The sequence below is a fragment of the Gemmata algarum genome (assembly GCF_034097035.1).
Lineage (GTDB): Bacteria > Planctomycetota > Planctomycetia > Gemmatales > Gemmataceae > Gemmata > Gemmata algarum.
The window spans coordinates 107,294-124,256 of the sequence record NZ_JAXBLV010000024.1; the positions used below are offsets into that span (position 1 = coordinate 107,294).

A 16,963-nucleotide genomic window follows, 5' to 3' on the forward strand; every position below is an offset into this window, starting at 1 on the left:
AGCGATTGGGCCGTGGGCGTCATCATGGCAGGCCGGTTACGTGCCGGGTGTGAGAGAGCGAGCTCACGCGGGAGGGCGTCACACGTCGCCAAACAGGTGGCCGGGGTTGAACACGTTATCCGGGTCGAGTGTCTTCTTGATGTGCCGCATCAGCTCCCACCCGGGTGGCACGGCGCCCCAGATCGGGAGCCCCTTTTTCCGCTCCGGCGGGCACCGGTGCAGCACCGCCCCGTCGGGCCGCGCCTCGTCCGAATGAACCCAGATCACGCCCGACAGCGCGTGCGCGTGAACGGCCGCTCCGGCGGGCTGCCGCGCCAACGCCTCCGCGACCTTGCTCGGCAAGACCGAGAGCTTCGCGAGGAACCGCGACCCAGGGCGGCCTTGCAGTGCCGTCAGCGCGTCGAGAGCCGAGGTGTCGGGTAGCTCGGTCACGTGACGGATGGGGGCGGACTTCAGCTCGTTTAACAGCGCCGCCGCCTGCCACCGCACCGTGACCCCTTTCTCCTCGAAGCCGACAACGAACACCCAGGCGGCATCCGGTCCGGAGCTTGTGGCGCCGATCCCCGCCACCCGCCACGCGGCTTGGTTCAACAGCTCGACCGCCGCCGGTCGCGTCTTGCTCGCGGCAATCGTGTCGAGAACGCTCGCAAGCGCGTCGGTCGCGCAGCCGAACACAACGGCCGCACTCGCCTCGGGCTTCGGTTTCACCTTCAAGGTCAGTTGTGTCACCACGCCGAGCGTGCCGAGCGCGCCGATCTGCAGCTTCATCAGATCGTAGCCGGCCACGTTCTTCACGACGCGACCGCCGGCCTTCACCTCCACCCCGTCGTCCGTTACGAACGAGATGCCGATGACGTAGTCGCGGAGCGTGCCGTGCCCGAGCCGGCGCGGGCCGCTTGCGTTGACCGCCACCGCGCCGCCCAGCGTCGCCGTTTCGGGCGAGTGAACGTCGATCGGGAGCCACTGACCCTCTTTGGCCAGTTCCGCCCGAAGCGCCGCGAAGGTGGTGCCGGCGCGCGCGGTGATGGTCATGTCGCGGGCCGGGTAGTCGATCACGCCCGAAAGGGCCGTGGTGTCGCACGCGGCCCCGGGTTTGATCGGCGGCAGGCCGAAGTCGAGGGCGGTGCGCCCGCCGACCGGGTACAGGCCGTGCTTCCGAGCGCGGGTGCGGGTGACCAGCGCGCCGAGTTCGGCGACGGTGCCGGGCCGTTCGACCGGGAGCGGATCGAACTCATCAATGCGGATGAAGTCGGCCACGGTTGCGGGGGGAGGGTGGTGGGGTGCAACCGTGGTGTTGTATGGACCGCGCGCCGGGAAGTCGCCCCGGCCCGCCGGATCAGCCCCGGTTCGCGCCGGCCTTTTCGTGGACCGCGTCGCGGAGCGCGGCGAGCGCCGCGCCGGCCAGCGCCGCCCGCTCGCGGTCCAGCTCCTGGCGCGTGAGCGTGTGGAGCCCGGCTTCGGCGTCCCGCCGCTCCCGCGCCTCGCGCTCCAGGAGCGCTTCCAACTGGGGCCGGATGCGCGTGAACGCCTCCACGCACGCCGGGTCGAAGTGGGTGCCGGCCCCGGCCTGCAACTCGGCGAACGCTCGCGCGGCCGGCATGCCGGCCCGGTACGGGCGGTCCGATGTCATCGCGTCGAACGCGTCCGCCACCGCCACCACGCGGGCGGTCAGGGGGATCTCCTCGCCCTTCAGCGCGTCCGGGTACCCGCGCCCGTCCCACCGCTCGTGGTGCCCGCGGACGACCGGCAGCGCCCACGCGAGCCCGGGGATCATTTGGACGATCTCGGCCCCGCGCAGCACGTGCGTCTTCATCTGCGCGAACTCGGCGTCCGACAGCCGCCCGGGCTTCCGCAGGATCGCGTCGTCGATGCCGATCTTGCCGATGTCGTGGAGCAGCGTCGCCACCTGGAGCTGCTTCCGGTCCTCGTCGGGCAACCCCAACTCGTCGGCCAGCAGCAGCGCGTAGGTGGTGACCCGCTGGGTGTGGTTGCCGGTGTACTCGTCGCGCATCTCCACGGCCTGGGCCAGGGCTGTGACGGTCTGGACGAACATGGCCCGGTTCCGCTCGACGAGCTGCTGCCGGTCCAGCCCGAGGGCGACCGCGTCGGCCAGCGTGTCCGCCAGTTCCAGGTCCGCGGCGGTGAACGGCTCGGCGTCCATTCCGCGGTCCAGGTGCAGGGCGCCGAACGCCCGGTCCGGCGCCCGGAGGACCGCGCAGATGACAGAGTTCAGGTCGCCGGTGGTGCCGCTCTCGGCTTGGTGGCCGACGACCTCGGTGCGGTCCGCGAACAGCAGCGACTGCCGGCGCCGCAGCGCGACCGCGGCGAGCGTCTTGCCGGGCGGGCGCCCGCCGCGTGCAGCGAAGTGCCGTGCGCCGAGGTGGCCGGTCGCGTCGTCCACGAGGAACACCGCCGCCCGCCGCGCCCCGAAGCACACCCGCGCGTCGTCGACCAGCGCCTGGAGCGCGTCCGCCGCCCGGGCCGCTTCGGTCAGCCGGTGCGCCGCCCGGACCAGCCGCAGGAAGCCCGGCCGGCCCGGCCCGGCCCCGACCGGTGCGGTGGTGTCCACCGGGTCGGGGTGCCGCCGGGCCGCGGCCTCGACGTGAACCGTCTGGTTCCCGAGCCGCACCGCGATCGGCCGGACCCGGACCAGCTCCACCTTGAACGCCAGCGCACCGATCTGGATGGTGTCGCCGGCCCGCAGCGGCTGCGGGGTGCGGCCGATGCGCACGCCGTTCAGGACCGTGCCGTTGGAGCTGCCGCGGTCGCGGACCACCCACGCCTCGTCGAGCAGGTACACTTCGGCGTGCAACCGGCTCACGGACAGGTCGTCGAGGGCGACCTCGAGCTCCGGGAGCCGGCCGATGCGCAGGTGCCCGGACGCGGTCCAGGTGCGCGGCGCGGTGGCGTCGCCGGCGAGTGAGAGGGTAACGCAGGGCGACTCGGTGTTGGACGGTTCCATACGTCTTTCGGCGCTCCGGTGCGGAGGGGCGGGCCGAATGGGCGGTGCGGATCGATTCCAGTGACGCGAAAAGTCTAGAACACGGCCGCGACAAAAAGCGCCGCGCGTCAGGGTTTTGGAGCCACGGCTGTGCTACGCAGTAGCAAGGCCTGTTGCCGCGACGTGGCACGGCTATCTCGTATTGTCCTGACGTGCGACCAACCCGTTCATTCCGCTCGACGAAACGGCGGCGCCGGTCGGTTCGCCGCTGTCACCTACTCTGGTGCGCCCGTATTCCTACATTTCCACGGGCGTCTCGTTCCAAGCGGGTGGTGCGATGGAAGTGACCAAGGCGGTGATCACGGCCGCGGGCCGCAGCCAACGGGGGCTGCCGGTGCAGACCCTCGTGGACCGGGACGGCGCGGAAAAACGGGCGCTCGAGATCGTGCTCGACGAGGCGGTGGAGGCGGGCGCCGAAGAGGTGTGCCTGGTGATCGCCCCGGGCGACGCGGCCGCGTACCGGGCGGCGGCCGGCCCCCACGCGGGGCGGCTCACGTTCGTGGAGCAGCCCGAGCCGCTCGGCTACGGCCACGCCGTGCTGCTCGCCCGCGCGTTCACCGCCGGCCGCCCGTTCCTGCACATGGTCAGCGACCACCTGTTCGTTGCCCGCGGGGCCACCCGCTCGGCGAAGCAGGTCGCCGACCTGGCCCGGGCCGAGGGGTGCGCGGTCTCGGCCGTTCAGCCCACCCGGGAGCGCGCGCTGCGGTTCTACGGGGCCGTGGGCGGGCGCCGGGTGCCCCGCCGCCCGGACCTGTACGAGGTGCAGCAGGTGCTCGAGAAGCCGACCCCGAGCGAGGCCGAGCAGGTGCTCGCGGTGCCCGGGGTGCGGGCCGGGTTCTACCTGTGCTTCTTCGGCATCCACGTGCTCACCCCCGCGGTCATGGACCTGCTCGCCGAGCGGGCCGCGCAAGCCGGGGCGGGGCCGCTGGCCCTCTCCCCGGCGCTCGCCGAACTGGCCCGGCGCGAGCGGTACCTCGCGCTCGAGGTGGCCGGGCAGCGGTACGACACCGGGCTCAAGTACGGGCTGCTCACCGCGCAGCTCGCGCTCGCCCTCGACGGCGTGGACCGGGAGCGGATCCTGGCCCAGATCATCGACCTCCTGGCCCAGCGGGGCTGATCCGCCTATGCCGCTCAGCGACCTGATCACGTCCGCCGACCCGGCGGTGCGGAACACCCCCCTGGCCGCCGCGTGCCGGGCCCTCGGCTACCGCGAGCTGCTGGCCGAGCGGGACGCCCTGGACCGGTTCCGGCGCGACCGCGAGAACCTGTACGAGCGGGTCCGGGCGCTGTTCTTCCTGTACGCGATCGACCGGTTCCACCTGCCCGCCCGGGCCGAGCTGCCGGCCGCCGGCCGGGTGCCCTACGCGGGCGTCGAGCGGCTCATGGGCCGGCGGTTCGACGAGGCGGTGCGGCTGTTCCGCGCGGAGGAGGCCGCCCGCGGGCCGAGCGACCCGCTGTGCAGCGCCCTGGCCGCGGCGTACCACGCGCTCGCGTTCCAGACCCTCGCCGACCAGGTGCGGGCGAGCGTCCGCGGGGCCCCGGGCAACCGGTGGATGTTCCGCACCGGCTCGGCCGACGAGCACCCGCTCCGGGTGCGCCCCGAACTGCTCGCCCGGCCCGGCCCGGGCGCCCCGTTCCCGGTGCTCCGCGAGCGCACCCCCGTGCGCATGGACCTGTCCCACTCGTGCTGGAGCGACATCTTCTTCCTGGGCATGGACTACCCGGAAGGGGCGCGGGTGCTGAACGTGTCCATCGACCTGGGGGTGAACGGACGGGACGCGGCCCCGCGCCCGCCCATCGAAGTCTACCTGCGGGTCATCGACGAGCCGGTGCTCCGGCTGGTGAGCGTGGACCTGGACGCCGCGGCCGACGTGCGGTCGCTCGACGAGGTGTTCGACTTCGCCCGGGACTACCTGGGGCTGCTGAAGGCCGCGGTGATCGCGTCGGGGCTGATCCCGCCGGGCCTGGAGGGCGTGCGCCAGGAACTGGGGCAGGTGCTCGCGGCGCTGGTCGGCCCGGGGCTGGGGATCGAACTGGTCAGCGTGGTCAACGACATCCCGAAGGGGTCGCGGCTGGCGGTGTCCACCAACCTGCTGGCGGCCCTCATCGCGGTGTGCATGCGCGCCACCGGGCAGGCGAAGGCGCTCACCGGCGGGCTGAGCGAGCCCGAGCGCCGGCTGGTCGCGGCGCGGGCCATCCTCGGCGAGTGGATCGGCGGGTCCGGCGGCGGGTGGCAGGACTCGGGCGGGGTGTGGCCCGGGATCAAGCTCATCGAGGGCGCCGCCGCGGCCGAGGGCGACCCGGAGTTCGGCGTGAGCCGCGGGTGCCTGCTCCCGCGGCACACGGTGCTGGGGCCGGACCGCGTCCCGCCGGACGCGCGGCGGCGGCTGGAAGACAGCCTCGTGCTCGTCCACGGCGGCATGGCGCAGAACGTCGGCCCGGTGCTCGAGATGGTCACGGAGAAGTACCTGCTCCGCGAGGAGCGCGAGTGGGCCGCCCGCCAGGAGGCGCTCGGGTTCTTCGACGAGATTGTGGGGCGCCTGGAGCGGGGCGAGGTACGGGCGCTGGGCGCCGCCACCACGCGGAACTTCGCCGGGCCGATCCAGGCCATCATCCCGGCCGCGACCAACGCGTTCACCGAGGCGCTGATCGCCTCCACCCGCGCGCACTTCGGCGCGGACTTCTGGGGCTTCTGGATGCTGGGCGGGATGTCCGGCGGCGGGATGGGGTTCATCGTCGCGCCCGAGCGGAAGCCGGAGGCGCAGCGGTTCCTGCTCGCCGAGATGTCCCGGCTGCGGGGCGCGCTGCGCACGAGCCTGCCGTTCGCGATGGAGCCGGTCGTCTACGACTTCGCCATCAACCCGCACGGTACTGCCGCCGACCTGCTCCCCGCGGACGAGCCGCTGCTGCCCCGCGGGTACTACGCCCTGCTCGTCCCGCGGTGGCTCCGCGAGGACCCGCGCGCGGTGCCGGCGTCGAAGCGGGCCGAACTCGACCGCGTGGGCCGCGCCGCCCGCCGGGGCGCCGACCTGGCGGGGCTGGTGGAGTCGCTGTTCGACCGCATGCTGCCGAGCGCGCCGGCCGCGGCCGCCCGGAGCGGCACCCTGGCCGAACTGCTGGCGGCCAACGGGTTCGACCGCGAGCAGCACGAGCGCGTCCGCGCGGACCTGCGGCGCGGGCTCATCGGGCTGGCCCAGAACCGGCTCCCGGCGTCGACGGTGGTCGAGGACGTGCAACCCGGCGACGTGGCCGACGCCCGCGGCGGCATAAGCGCGGAGCACGTGGCCCGGGGCCGCGCGGCACTCGAGGCCGGTGAGGCCGCGGTGGTGACCCTCGCGGCCGGGGCCGGGAGCCGGTGGACGCAAGGGGCGGGCGTGGTGAAGGCGCTCCACCCGTTCGTGCGGCTCGCCGGCCGGCACCGCACGTTCCTCGAGATCCATTTGGCGAAGAGCCGGCGCGTGTCGGACCTCTTCGGGGCGCCGGTGCCGCACGTGTTCACCACCGGGTACCTGACGCACGAGCCGATCCGGGCGCACCTGGGCGGCAACCGCTCCTACGGCTACTCGGGGTCGGTGCGGCTCTCGCCCGGGGCGTCCGTCGGGCTGCGCCTGGTGCCGATGGAGCGGGACCTGCGGTTCGCGTGGGAGGAGACCGCGCACCAGGTGCTCGACGAGCGCAAGCAGCGGGTCCGCGACAGCGCCCACGCGGCGCTCATCGGCTGGGCCCGGGCGGCGGGCGAGGGGGCGGACTACACCGACAACGAGCCGTCCCAGTGCCTGCACCCGGTGGGCCACTGGTACGAGGTGCCGAACCTCCTGCTCAACGGGACGCTCCGCGACCTGCTGGCCGAGCGCCCGCAGCTCAAGTACCTGCTCGTTCACAACGTGGACACGCTCGGCGCGGCCCTCGACCCGGGGCTGCTGGGGCAGCACATCGCGTCCGGCCGGGCGCTCACCTACGAGGTGATCGGGCGGCGGATTGATGACCGCGGCGGCGGGTTGGCCCGCGTGGACGGGAAGGTGCGCATCGTTGAGGGGCTGGCCATGCCCCGCGAGGAGGAGGAGTTCAACCTCACCTTTTACAACACGCTCACCACCTGGGTGGACATCGACCAACTGCTCGCGTGGTTCGACCTGACGCGCGCCGATCTGGCGGACGCCGAAAAGGTGGGGGCGGCCATCGGCCGCATGGCGCCCCGGCTCCCGACGTATGTGACGCTCAAGGACGTGAAGAAGCGCTGGGGGCACGGGCAAGAGGACGTGTACCCGGTGTGTCAGTTCGAGAAGCTGTGGGGCGACATGTCGGCCGTCGGGGGCCTGGACTGCGGGTTCGTCGCGGTGCCCCGGCCGCGGGGGCAGCAGCTCAAGGACCCGGCGCAGCTCGACGGCTGGCTCCGCGACGGTTCCGCGGAGGCGATCGCGTCGCTGTGCGCCTTTTCCGACTGACCGGGCACGTGCCCGGAGCCGTAAGTTCCGCGCCGTGTTCGGTTTGTGTTCCGTAACGCGGCTCCTGCACCGGTCAACACCTCGCTGCGCTGTTTTGATTCTGGGGCCGCGTTCGTGGTTCGGTCGGCAGAACCGCTCGCCGGTTGTGCTGGTGACGAACCGGGATCGTGGGTAAAGGTGTGGCGTCCGCCGTTCCCGTCGCGGAAACTGGATGGCGGCCGACGGACCCCGCACCCCAATACCAAAACGCTTCCCTATGAAAGCCCCGTCGCTCACGATCGGCATCGAGGAAGAGTACCAGATCATCGACCCCGCGACGGGCGAGCTGAAGTCGTACATCACCCAGATCCTTGACGAGGGGAAGCTGATCCTCAAGGAGCAGATCAAGGCCGAGCTGCACCAGTCGATGGTGGAGGTCGGGACGGAGATCTGCCAGACGCCGGCCGACGCGCGCAACGAGCTGGTGAAGCTGCGCCGCAGCATCTCGGAGCTGGCCGGGCGGCACGGGCTGGTCATCGCGGCGGCCGGGACGCACCCGTTCTCGAACTGGGAGCAGCAGGAGATCACCCCGTTCGAGCGCTACCTCGGCGTGCAGAACGACATGCAGGACCTCGCCCGCCAGTTGCTCATCTTCGGCACGCACGTCCACATCGGGATCGAGGACCGCGACTTCCTCATCGACGCGATGAACGTGGCCCGGTACTTCGCGCCGCACATCCTCTGCCTCAGCACCTCGTCCCCGTTTTGGACCGGGCGCCGGACCGGGCTCAAGAGCTACCGCTCGATCATTTTTCGTCACTTCCCGCGGTCCGGGATGCCGCCGTTCTTCGACGGGTGGCCCGAGTACAACGGGATGGTGGAGGCGATGGTCCGCACCAACTGCATCCCGGACGGGTCCAAGATCTGGTACGACGTGCGCCCCAACCACCGGTACCCGACGCTCGAGTTCCGCATCTGCGACGTGTGCACAAAAGTGGACGAGGCGGTGTGCATCGCCGCCATCTTTCAGGCGATCATCGCCAAGCTGTGGAAGCTGCGGCGCGACAACCTGACGTTCCGCGTGTACCCCACGGAGCTGATCGAGGAGAACAAGTGGCGCGCGGTGCGGTACGGGCTCGACGGCAAGATGCTCGACCTCGGCAAGCAGAAGGAGGTGCCGGTCCGCGAGCTCATCCACGAGCTGATCGACTGGTTCCTGCGCGACGTGCTCGACGAGCTGGGCACGCGCGCCGAGGTGGAGTACGCGTATAAGATCATGGAGGGCGGCTCCAGCGCCGACCGGCAGTTGAAAACGTTCAACGAGGCCGGCAGCACCCGGGCCGTGGTGAGCCAGCTGGTGCGCGAGACGCAGGAAGGCGTTTCGTGACGCCGTCGGAAGTCGTCAGGTCGAACGTCGCCAAGTCGAAGACCGAGACGCTGACCGCTTTCGACTTCACGACTTCACGACCTTCGACTTTGCGACACGGGACATGCAGACGTTCGAGCGCGACCGCATCGCCATCCGGTACCCGGAATCGTGGGACATCGAGGAGGCCGAGGACGCCGAGAGCGGGGCGTGGACGGTCACCGTTTCCAGCCCGGAGACGGCGTTCCTGATGATGTCGCTCCAGCCGGAGGCGGACCACCCCGGCGACCTCGCGGACCAGACGCTGGAGGCGCTCCGCGCCGATTACCAGGAGCTCGACGCCGAGAACGTGGTCGAGACGATCTGCGGGCTGCCCGCGGTCGGGTTCAACGCGGACTTCATCACCGCGGACACCACGACCACCTGCCGCGTGCGGTGCGTGGCCACGGACGCGGGGCCGCTGCTGCTGATGGTCCAGGTGAGCGAGTACGACCGCGCCCGCAACGAGCCGGTGCTGGCCGCGATCGTGAAGTCGCTCGACGTGGACACCGACGACTGACGCCACGCCGGCCGATTCCGCACTGCACCTCGCGAGCGGGCCGCGTTCACGACGGAAGCACCCGCTCGACACGAACCCGTGAAGATTCCCATGCCCACCGACCCGTTCGCCGCGAAGCGCGCGGAGATGCGCGACGAGTTCTTCGCCAAGCTGTTTCTGCTCGGCGGCTGGCTCGGGGGCACGGACACCTACAAGCGCACCATGTGGGCCGCCGTGCCCGACATCGCGCTTCAGCCCGCGGCGTACACGCTGACGTTTCGCAAGGGGTTGCCCGAGCCGGGCGCGAACAACCGGCTGGTGATGGCGGGGCACGAGGCCGTGCTCGCGCAGTGGTTCCACCGCCCCCTGCGACGCCGCGACATCCTGTTGGCGCGCGACTGGTACGCCCGAGACTCCGCGACGAAGGCCTTTCCCGCCGAGGTCTGGGACGCGGTCCTCGCGCAGCCCGGGGAGGAGCTGACGCTCCCGGTTGACGTGTGGGGCCTGCCGGGCGGGCAGACGTTCCTCGCCGGCGTCCCGTGCCTCACGTTCGAGGGTCCGGGCGGGCTGATCTCCTACACCGAGCCCGCGATGTGCCGCTACTTCGCGCCGGTGATCCAGGCCACCAAGGCGCGGCTCATGCGCGCGGCCACCCCGCGCGACGCCGAGTTCGGGCTGCGGTCCGCGCCGGTCGAGGTGTGCAACCTCATCCTGCTGCTGGCGCGGTTCGTTGGCGGGGCCGGGGCCGAAGGGGCGGCGCAGCTCACCTCGAATGACACCGCGGAGTTCATGTGGCCCGATCTGTTCCGGTCGATCGGCACCATTGGCCACGAGATGATGTGCGCCGCCCAGTCGTTCGACCGGACGCTGGCCGCGGCCGAGTTCGAGATGATGGACCGGTTCGTGTCGAAGATGGGCGCCGCCTCGCTGCTGTGCGACCTCGTGGACGCCGAGACCGTCGGGCTGGAAAACGCCCTGCGGGTGATCCGGTCGCACCCCGAAACGGACCGCGTCGGGGTGCGGGTGGACAGCGGGGACATCGCGGGGCAGTGCGTGCTGTACTTCCAGAAGATGAAACAGCTCGGCATCCCGCCGCGGGTGATCGTCTTCGAGGACGAGGTCACGCCCGAGGGGGTGCGGCGGGTGTACGACACGTTCCGCGCGCAGACCGGCGTCGAACCGACGATGCTGTTCCCGGGGGCCGGCGGCTACTGGTGGAAGCTGGTCCACCGCGACACGGTCAGCGCCGCGTTCAAGCGCACCGCCACCGCCGACCGTCCCAACGTCAAGTTCTCCAACTCGCCCGGCAAGGAGACCGTCCCCGGGTACGTCCGCGTGTACGCCCGCGGCGACACGCTGGTGGTGGCGGACCGGAGCGAGCACATCGACGGGGAGCCGCTGTTCGTGAAGCTCGTCGATCAGGGGCGGGTGGTGTACGCCGAGGGCTTTCGCGAGCAGGCGGCCCGCGCCGAGCGGACCTGGGACCGGTACGCGCGGTGGGAGGTGTCGCCGCTGCTGCGGGACCACCTGGACCGGTTCGCCGCGATGCGGGCGGCCGAGGTGGCCGCGGCCCGGGAGCGGCTCGCGGCCGGGGCGGGGCCGACATGATCGTCATCCAGCCGCACGCCGCGTGCGTGAACGTCGCCTGCTTCAGCCCGGACGGGGCGCGGGTCGCGTCGGTGTCCGAGGACGGGTGGGCGAAGGTGTGGGACCCGGCCGAACTGCACGCCGGCGCCCCGGTGTGGCAGGTGAACGCGGAGGCCGACGACGAAGCCCCGGACCTCACCCCGGTGTTCGGCGGGCTGTCGCACGCGCAGTTCACCCCGGACGGGCGAACCCTGCTGACCGCCGGGTGGTGGCGCGACGTGCGGGCCTGGGACGCGGCCACCGGCGCGCCGGTGTGGAACGTGGTCAAGCCGGGCGGGTGGGGCGTCGGCACGCTGGTGGTGTCGCACGACGGCACACAGGTGGCGTTCGCCGGCGGGCAGTTGGGCGAGGCGGAACGCGTGTACCTGTTCGACCTGCCGGCACATGGGGCCGTGCGGTCGGTCCGCGGGCACGCCGACGCGTGCGGGGCGCTCGCCGCCGGGCCGGACGGGTTCGCCTCCGGCGGCGCCGACAAGCACGTGAAGTTCTGGAGCTGGACCTCCGGCCGCTGTTGCCACGACCTCGCGCTGCGCGGGATCGTGCGCGGCCTGGAGTTCTCGCCCGACGGGACCAAGTTCGCGGCGGCCGGCGGGGCGGTCGTGATGGTGTGGGAGATGGTACGGCCGGCGGGCACCCGCGGGCGGAGGCGGCCCGGCCCCCTGCGCCAGTTCCGCGGGCACGGCGCGCAAATCCAGAGCCTCGACTTTTCCCCGGACGGGTCCACCATCGCGTCGGCGGCGCACGACGGCACGGTGCGCATTTGGGACGCGGCGAGCGGGGCCGAGCGGCGCGCGTTCGCGCCGAAAATCGGGCCGCTCCACCACGTCGCGTTCTCCCCGGACGGGCTCACCCTCGCGTTCACCAGCGAGAAAGGGCACGTCGGCTTGCTCGACGTGGGCGACTGACACCGCGCGTGCCGTCCGCAGCACGAGCAGGGACCGGCGACCAACCGCTGCAATAATCGACATCACGGTCGTGTTGATTAATGGTGATCTTGTTCCGGCTCGCGTCTTGTGCTGCACAGCGCAAGGAATTATGAGATCTGCGCGCGTCGGGTTGCCTCGCCCGGCCCTTGCTGGATAATGACCACCTCTCTCTCGGTACCCGTTTCATCGATTCCTTCCTCAGTGGCCTGCCGCAACCTCTCCGCTCGCCCGATCTCTCATCACTCCGGAGGACTGTTGTGACCCAACAGAGCCGCAGTCGTCGCGCGTTCACGTTGATCGAACTGCTCGTCGTCATTGCAATCATCGCGATTTTGATCGGTCTGCTGCTGCCGGCGGTCCAGAAGGTGCGCGAGGCCGCCGCCCGCATGAAGTGCCAGAACAACCTCAAGCAGCTCGGCCTGGCGCTGCACAACTACCACGACGCGTACCAGTACTTCCCGTTCGGGTACCGCGACGTGGCCGGGAACCCGGCCGTCGAGCGGCGCCGGGAGAACTGGTTCCAGCTCTCGCTCCCGTACCTCGAGCAGCAGAACCTGTTCAACCAGTACATGGCCGACACGACCGGCTTCAACTCCGGCGCCCCTTACGACCAGTGGCTGCACCAGATGACCGGCTCCCAACTGACCACCGTGGTGACCACGCTGGCGTGCCCGTCCGACCCGAGCTCGCCGGGGCGCGGGGGGAACGGCGGCACCACCGCGTTCCAGGGTAACTACGCGGTCGGCGCGGGCGGCATGACGTGGAGCGGCACCACCCCGACGCAGGTGAGCATCGCGGGCGGGTTGGGCGCGGACACCGGCGGCATCTTCTACCACGGGTCGAAGACGCGGATGACGGACATCTCGGACGGCACGTCCAACACGCTGATGGCCAGCGAGAGCATCATCCGCGCGAACGGCACGGGCGGGTGGGGCGAGGTCGGCGGGTTCTGGGGCGGCGCGCCGCACGGCTCGTTCGGGATCTCCTCGTTCGAGGTGCCCAACACCACGGTGGCCGACCGGGTGTACAGTTGCAAGTCCACCACCTGGCCGCAGGCCCCGTGCGAGAACGGTAGCGCAGGCGGGCTGGCCGGGCGCTGGAACTACGCCCGCAGCAAGCACACCGGCGGCGTGAACGTGGCCCTCGGCGACGCCTCGGTGCGGTTCGTGACCAACGGCGTGAACCGGTTCTCGTGGCAGGCGCTGGGCACGAAGGCCGACGGCCAAGTGTTCACCCTCGATTGATCCGCGCCGCGGCGCGCGACCCTACTACGGCCCCGGCGCCCGTCGCGCCGGGGCCGGTTCTCATTACCAGGAGGTTTCTGGCGTGTTTGTCGATCAATCGGTGGCGGCTCGGTGGGCGGCGCTGGTGGTGCTGGCGGTCGCTTCGGTCGGCGCCCTCGGGTGCGGGTCGGGCAGCGGACTCACGAAGGTGAGCGGCAAGGTGACGTACAACGGCGAGCCGGTCAAGGAAGGGCGCATCCTGTTCCGCAACACCGGGGGCGATCAGAAGGCGTACTCCGGCGCGATCGCCGACGGCACCTACCAGTTGGAGTGCGAGCCGGGCCAGATGCGGGTCGAGGTCACGGCGAGCCGGGTCATCCCGGGCAAGTTCAAGAAGGGGGAGAACGGCGAGCCGGACCCGATCCCGGTGGCCGAGATGTACATCCCCGCCAAGTACAACTCGAACAGCACGCTCACCGCCGAGGTGTCGGGCTCGTCCAAGGAGATCCCGTTCGACCTCGCGAAGTGATTTGCCTCCGTGCGAACGCTCGGTTGCACAAAAATGATTGGGCCGGTGTTGACAGTTTGTGGCCGGGTATGAAACAATCGCACGCTCCTACAGCGGACCGGTGACCGAGACGTTCCCGCGGCTCGCACCGGTCCCGGCGTCCGCCCCCTATTTTCCTGCCGCTCGGAGTTCGGTGATGCTACCGTGCCCAAACCGTCGGCCCCGTCGTGCGTTTACGTTGATTGAGCTGCTCGTCGTCATTGCGATCATTGCGATTTTGATCGGTCTGCTGCTGCCCGCGGTCCAGAAGGTGCGCGAGGCCGCCGCCCGCATGTCCTGTCAGAACAAACTGAAACAGATCGGTCTGGCGCTGCACAACTATCACGACCAGAACGGGAGCTTCCCGCCGGGTCAGCCGCGCGGGTTCTTCACCGCGGCGCCGACCACGCCCACGTGGTACAACGACCCGCAGGCCGGCCAGGGGTTCGATTTCGACCGGAGCTGCTGGGTCGGGTACGCGCTCCCGTTCCTGGAGCAGACGGCGCTGTACACGCAGTACCAGGCGGGCCTCAGCGCCCGGCAGACGACGGTGACGGCCGCCTACTCCAAGATCGTGATGCCCTCGTTCGTGTGCCCGTCGGACCCCGGCGGCGGGAAGGTGTCGTCGCTCGGACAGGGGTTCCACACGAACTACGTCACCTGCGTCGGCAACAGCTACGCCACAGCTAGCGCGGACCCCACCGGCCGCGACCGCAACGGGCTGTTCTACGGCTTCTCGGCCGTCAAAATCGTCGGGATCACCGACGGCAGCAGCAACACCCTGATGGTGAGCGAGCTGCTGCTCAACCAGGACACCAGCAGCACCCACGACATCCGCGGGCGCATCTGGAACGCGATCCACGCCGGCACCGAGTTCTCGACCCTGTACCCGCCGAACTCCACGGTCGGCGACAACCCGATGGGGTACTGCGTGCCGACGCCCAGCGCCCCGTGCGCCTCGTCCTCGGTGCTGAACGCGTACACCCTGGCCCGGAGCAGCCACTCGGGCGGGGTGAACGCGTGCCTCGCGGACGGGTCGGTGCGGTTCTACACGAACGGCATCACCCCCTCGACCTGGCTGGCCCTGGGCAGCCGGGCCAGCGGCGAAGTGCTCACCAACGAGTAACCACCGGAGGGGCCACAATGCGGACCCGTTTTTCGGCCGCCGCCGGTGCGGTGGCGCTGCTGCTGATGTTCTGTTCGGGCTGCGGGGACAAGGTCTCGGAGGTGAGCGGGACCGTCACGTTCGACGGCAAGGCGGTTGCCGATGGCGACATCATCTTCGAGTCCCCGGACGGGAGCGTGACGCCGGCGGCCGGGAAGATCGCCAACGGGCAGTACTCGCTCGCCGTCGCACCCGGCCCGAAGAAGGTGCGGATCACCGCCCCGAAGCCGCCTACCAAGCCGGACCCGGTGATGGGAATGAACCCCATCGAGTCGCTCATCCCCAAAGAGTACAACGTCGAGACGAAGCTCACCGCGGACCTCAAGCCGGGTAAACGCGAGGGGCTCAACTTCGACCTCAAGGCGAAGCCCTAACGAGAGTCGCGCCGCCCCTGCCGAACGGCAGGGCGGCAACATGCCTCATACCAAATCCAGTAGTTTCCAGTTGGTGTAGCAGACCCATCCACAAGCCTTTGAGTGTGGTCCGCTCACTCCGTGAGCGGTTGCTCCGAGTATCGGATGCGCGTGGCGCGCAACGACGGGGCCGCACGCCCGCGGGGCGAGTCGGGGCCGCGGAACGACCGCTCACGGCGTGAGCGGACCACACTCAAAAATCAAAACCGCGCTGCTCGAACTTGAAACGACTGAAATCCGATTGATCGCCGATGCCACACCCGCGTGGCGAACGCGCCGGTGTTGCAGACCGGCACCCGGTTCGCCTGCCGCGCGGCGGTCTGACGGCTCGCCGGCCCGCTTCTGTCCGCTCGTGCGCTCGTAGAGTATGCCCGAGGACAACAGAAACAGTAGCGGAAATCATAATGCGGGTCTTCGTCTACGAGTACATGACGGCTCTCGGAATCGGGCGCGAACCGGGCACGCCGGAACACGGCATGTACCTCGAAGGCCGCGCGATGCGGGACGCGCTGCTGGCGGATTTCGGGCGCATTGAAGCGGTGGACGTGCTTGCGCTTCCGGATGACGCGGCGCCTGTTGAATCGGACGGTTTTGAGGATTTATGCCACGGTGCGGTTGCGGACTGGACGGTGGTGGTGGCGCCGGAGACGGACGAGATCCTGTTTCGCTACGCGCGGAAGGTCGAAGGAGAACCGCGGAGCGGGCGGCTCCTCGGGTGCTCACCCGGTGCCATCGGACTAACGTCGGACAAGCTCGCGCTGGCCGAGCACTGGCGCGCTCACGGGATCCGAACGCCCGCTACCAGCGAACGTGAGCCGACGCCGTGCGAGGCGTTCCCGGTGGTCTGGAAGCCGCGCGACGGGGCGGGATCGACGGACACGTTTCTGATCCGGGACCGCTTTGAGCTGGCTTCCGCGCTGGCCGGACGTGAGGCGGGGCGGCCGATGATCCTTCAGGAGTTTGTGTCGGGAACGCCCGCGAGTGTGGCGTTTCTGTGCGGCCCGCGTGCGCAGGTCGCTCTGGTCCCGGCCACTCAACGGTTAAGCACCGACGGGCGGTTCAAGTACGGAGGCGGCGAGCTGCCGGTCACTCCGGAACTCGCTTCCCGTGCGGTGACGCTGGCTCGTGCGGCTGTCGCGTGTGTGCCGGGACTTTTGGGGTACGTGGGGGTCGATCTCGTGCTCGGTAACGAAGCGGACGGTTCGAGCGATTTCGCCATCGAGATCAACCCGCGGCTCACGACCTCGTACATCGGGCTGCGCGCGCTCGCGGACTTCAACATGGCGGAAGCGATGCTCGCGGTCGCGAGCGGGCGAGAGATCGGGCCGTTGAAGTGGAAGCCTGGGCGTGTGCGGTTCGGAGCAGATGGAAGTGTGACGACACCGTGCTGACACCCGGCGGTGATACCACGCCGACTGGGCGCGCGATGGCTGACCGCTACCGTCCGGCTGGCGATTCGCTGGGGCATCGCTACCACCTCGCGCTCATGCCGGAGCTTGGGTGTGACGCTTCAGGGCAACCGATAACGGCTCAGGTGGCGGGAGGCTTGTGAGACGTAAAGACTTATGAAATCGATGATTATGTGAATTCGTTCGTGCGGGGAGGTGCGACTGCGTTCCGAGAATCGAGGCCGTTCGTTCCGTGTGATCGCAAAGCGCACGAACTTCTGGAAGCACCGCGAGAGGAAAATCAGGTGGGGAAATGCCTAATGTA

General features: G+C 70.3%; 13 protein-coding genes. 11 read left to right on the forward strand and 2 right to left on the reverse strand.

Going from position 1 to position 16,963, the window contains the following annotated elements; translation table 11 throughout:
- Window positions 1-78: 78 nt before the first annotated feature.
- Together R5W23_RS04320 and R5W23_RS04325 are read right to left on the reverse strand one after the other, a co-directional pair.
- Entirely contained in the window at window positions 79-1,257 is a 1,179-nt protein-coding gene (locus tag R5W23_RS04320) for an FAD-binding oxidoreductase (protein WP_320685266.1), read from the reverse strand.
- A 79-nt stretch (window positions 1,258-1,336) separates the two neighbouring features.
- Window positions 1,337-2,962 carry an HD domain-containing phosphohydrolase gene (locus tag R5W23_RS04325; RefSeq protein WP_320685267.1) on the reverse strand — a complete coding sequence of 542 codons (1,626 nt, stop codon included), beginning with the start codon at window positions 2,960-2,962 and terminating at the stop codon, window positions 1,337-1,339.
- A 316-nt stretch (window positions 2,963-3,278) separates the two neighbouring features.
- Here R5W23_RS04325 and R5W23_RS04330 point away from each other — a divergent pair, with 316 nt between their 5' ends.
- The 11 genes from R5W23_RS04330 (at window position 3,279) to R5W23_RS04380 (ending at window position 16,641) form a co-directional block, all read left to right on the forward strand.
- Window positions 3,279-4,118: a sugar phosphate nucleotidyltransferase gene (locus tag R5W23_RS04330; RefSeq protein WP_320685268.1), complete on the forward strand. Its 840-nt coding sequence runs from the start codon at window positions 3,279-3,281 to the stop codon at window positions 4,116-4,118.
- Window positions 4,119-4,125: 7 nt separating this feature from the next.
- The gene (locus R5W23_RS04335; protein ID WP_320685269.1) at window positions 4,126-7,446 is read left to right on the forward strand and encodes a UTP--glucose-1-phosphate uridylyltransferase; all 3,321 of its coding nucleotides are present in this window, start codon (window positions 4,126-4,128) and stop codon (window positions 7,444-7,446) included.
- Window positions 7,447-7,702: 256 nt separating this feature from the next.
- Window positions 7,703-8,812 (forward strand): carboxylate-amine ligase, encoded by a 1,110-nt coding sequence (locus tag R5W23_RS04340; protein WP_320685270.1) that lies wholly within the window; start codon window positions 7,703-7,705, stop codon window positions 8,810-8,812.
- Between the two features lie 103 nt (window positions 8,813-8,915).
- Window positions 8,916-9,350, forward strand: coding sequence for a hypothetical protein (locus R5W23_RS04345; RefSeq protein WP_261185427.1), 435 nt, complete (start codon window positions 8,916-8,918; stop codon window positions 9,348-9,350).
- Between the two features lie 90 nt (window positions 9,351-9,440).
- On the forward strand, window positions 9,441-10,937 hold the full coding sequence (locus R5W23_RS04350) for a hypothetical protein (protein ID WP_320685271.1): 1,497 nt from the start codon (window positions 9,441-9,443) through the stop codon (window positions 10,935-10,937).
- Window positions 10,934-11,881 (forward strand): WD40 repeat domain-containing protein, encoded by a 948-nt coding sequence (locus R5W23_RS04355; protein WP_320685272.1) that lies wholly within the window; start codon window positions 10,934-10,936, stop codon window positions 11,879-11,881. The genes R5W23_RS04350 and R5W23_RS04355 overlap by 4 nt, the downstream gene beginning before the upstream one ends.
- Window positions 11,882-12,159: 278 nt before the next feature.
- A complete protein-coding gene (locus R5W23_RS04360; RefSeq protein WP_320685273.1) occupies window positions 12,160-13,146 on the forward strand; it encodes a DUF1559 domain-containing protein in 987 nt (328 codons plus the stop codon).
- Between the two features lie 82 nt (window positions 13,147-13,228).
- The gene (locus R5W23_RS04365; protein WP_261185423.1) at window positions 13,229-13,654 is read left to right on the forward strand and encodes a hypothetical protein; all 426 of its coding nucleotides are present in this window, start codon (window positions 13,229-13,231) and stop codon (window positions 13,652-13,654) included.
- A gap of 175 nt (window positions 13,655-13,829) precedes the next feature.
- Complete coding sequence (locus R5W23_RS04370) at window positions 13,830-14,798, forward strand: DUF1559 domain-containing protein (protein ID WP_320685274.1); 969 nt, start codon at window positions 13,830-13,832, stop codon at window positions 14,796-14,798.
- 17 nt (window positions 14,799-14,815) lie between these two features.
- Window positions 14,816-15,211 carry a hypothetical protein gene (locus R5W23_RS04375; protein WP_320685275.1) on the forward strand — a complete coding sequence of 132 codons (396 nt, stop codon included), beginning with the start codon at window positions 14,816-14,818 and terminating at the stop codon, window positions 15,209-15,211.
- A 443-nt stretch (window positions 15,212-15,654) separates the two neighbouring features.
- Window positions 15,655-16,641: an ATP-grasp domain-containing protein gene (locus tag R5W23_RS04380; RefSeq protein ID WP_320685276.1), complete on the forward strand. Its 987-nt coding sequence runs from the start codon at window positions 15,655-15,657 to the stop codon at window positions 16,639-16,641.
- Window positions 16,642-16,963 lie beyond the last annotated feature (322 nt).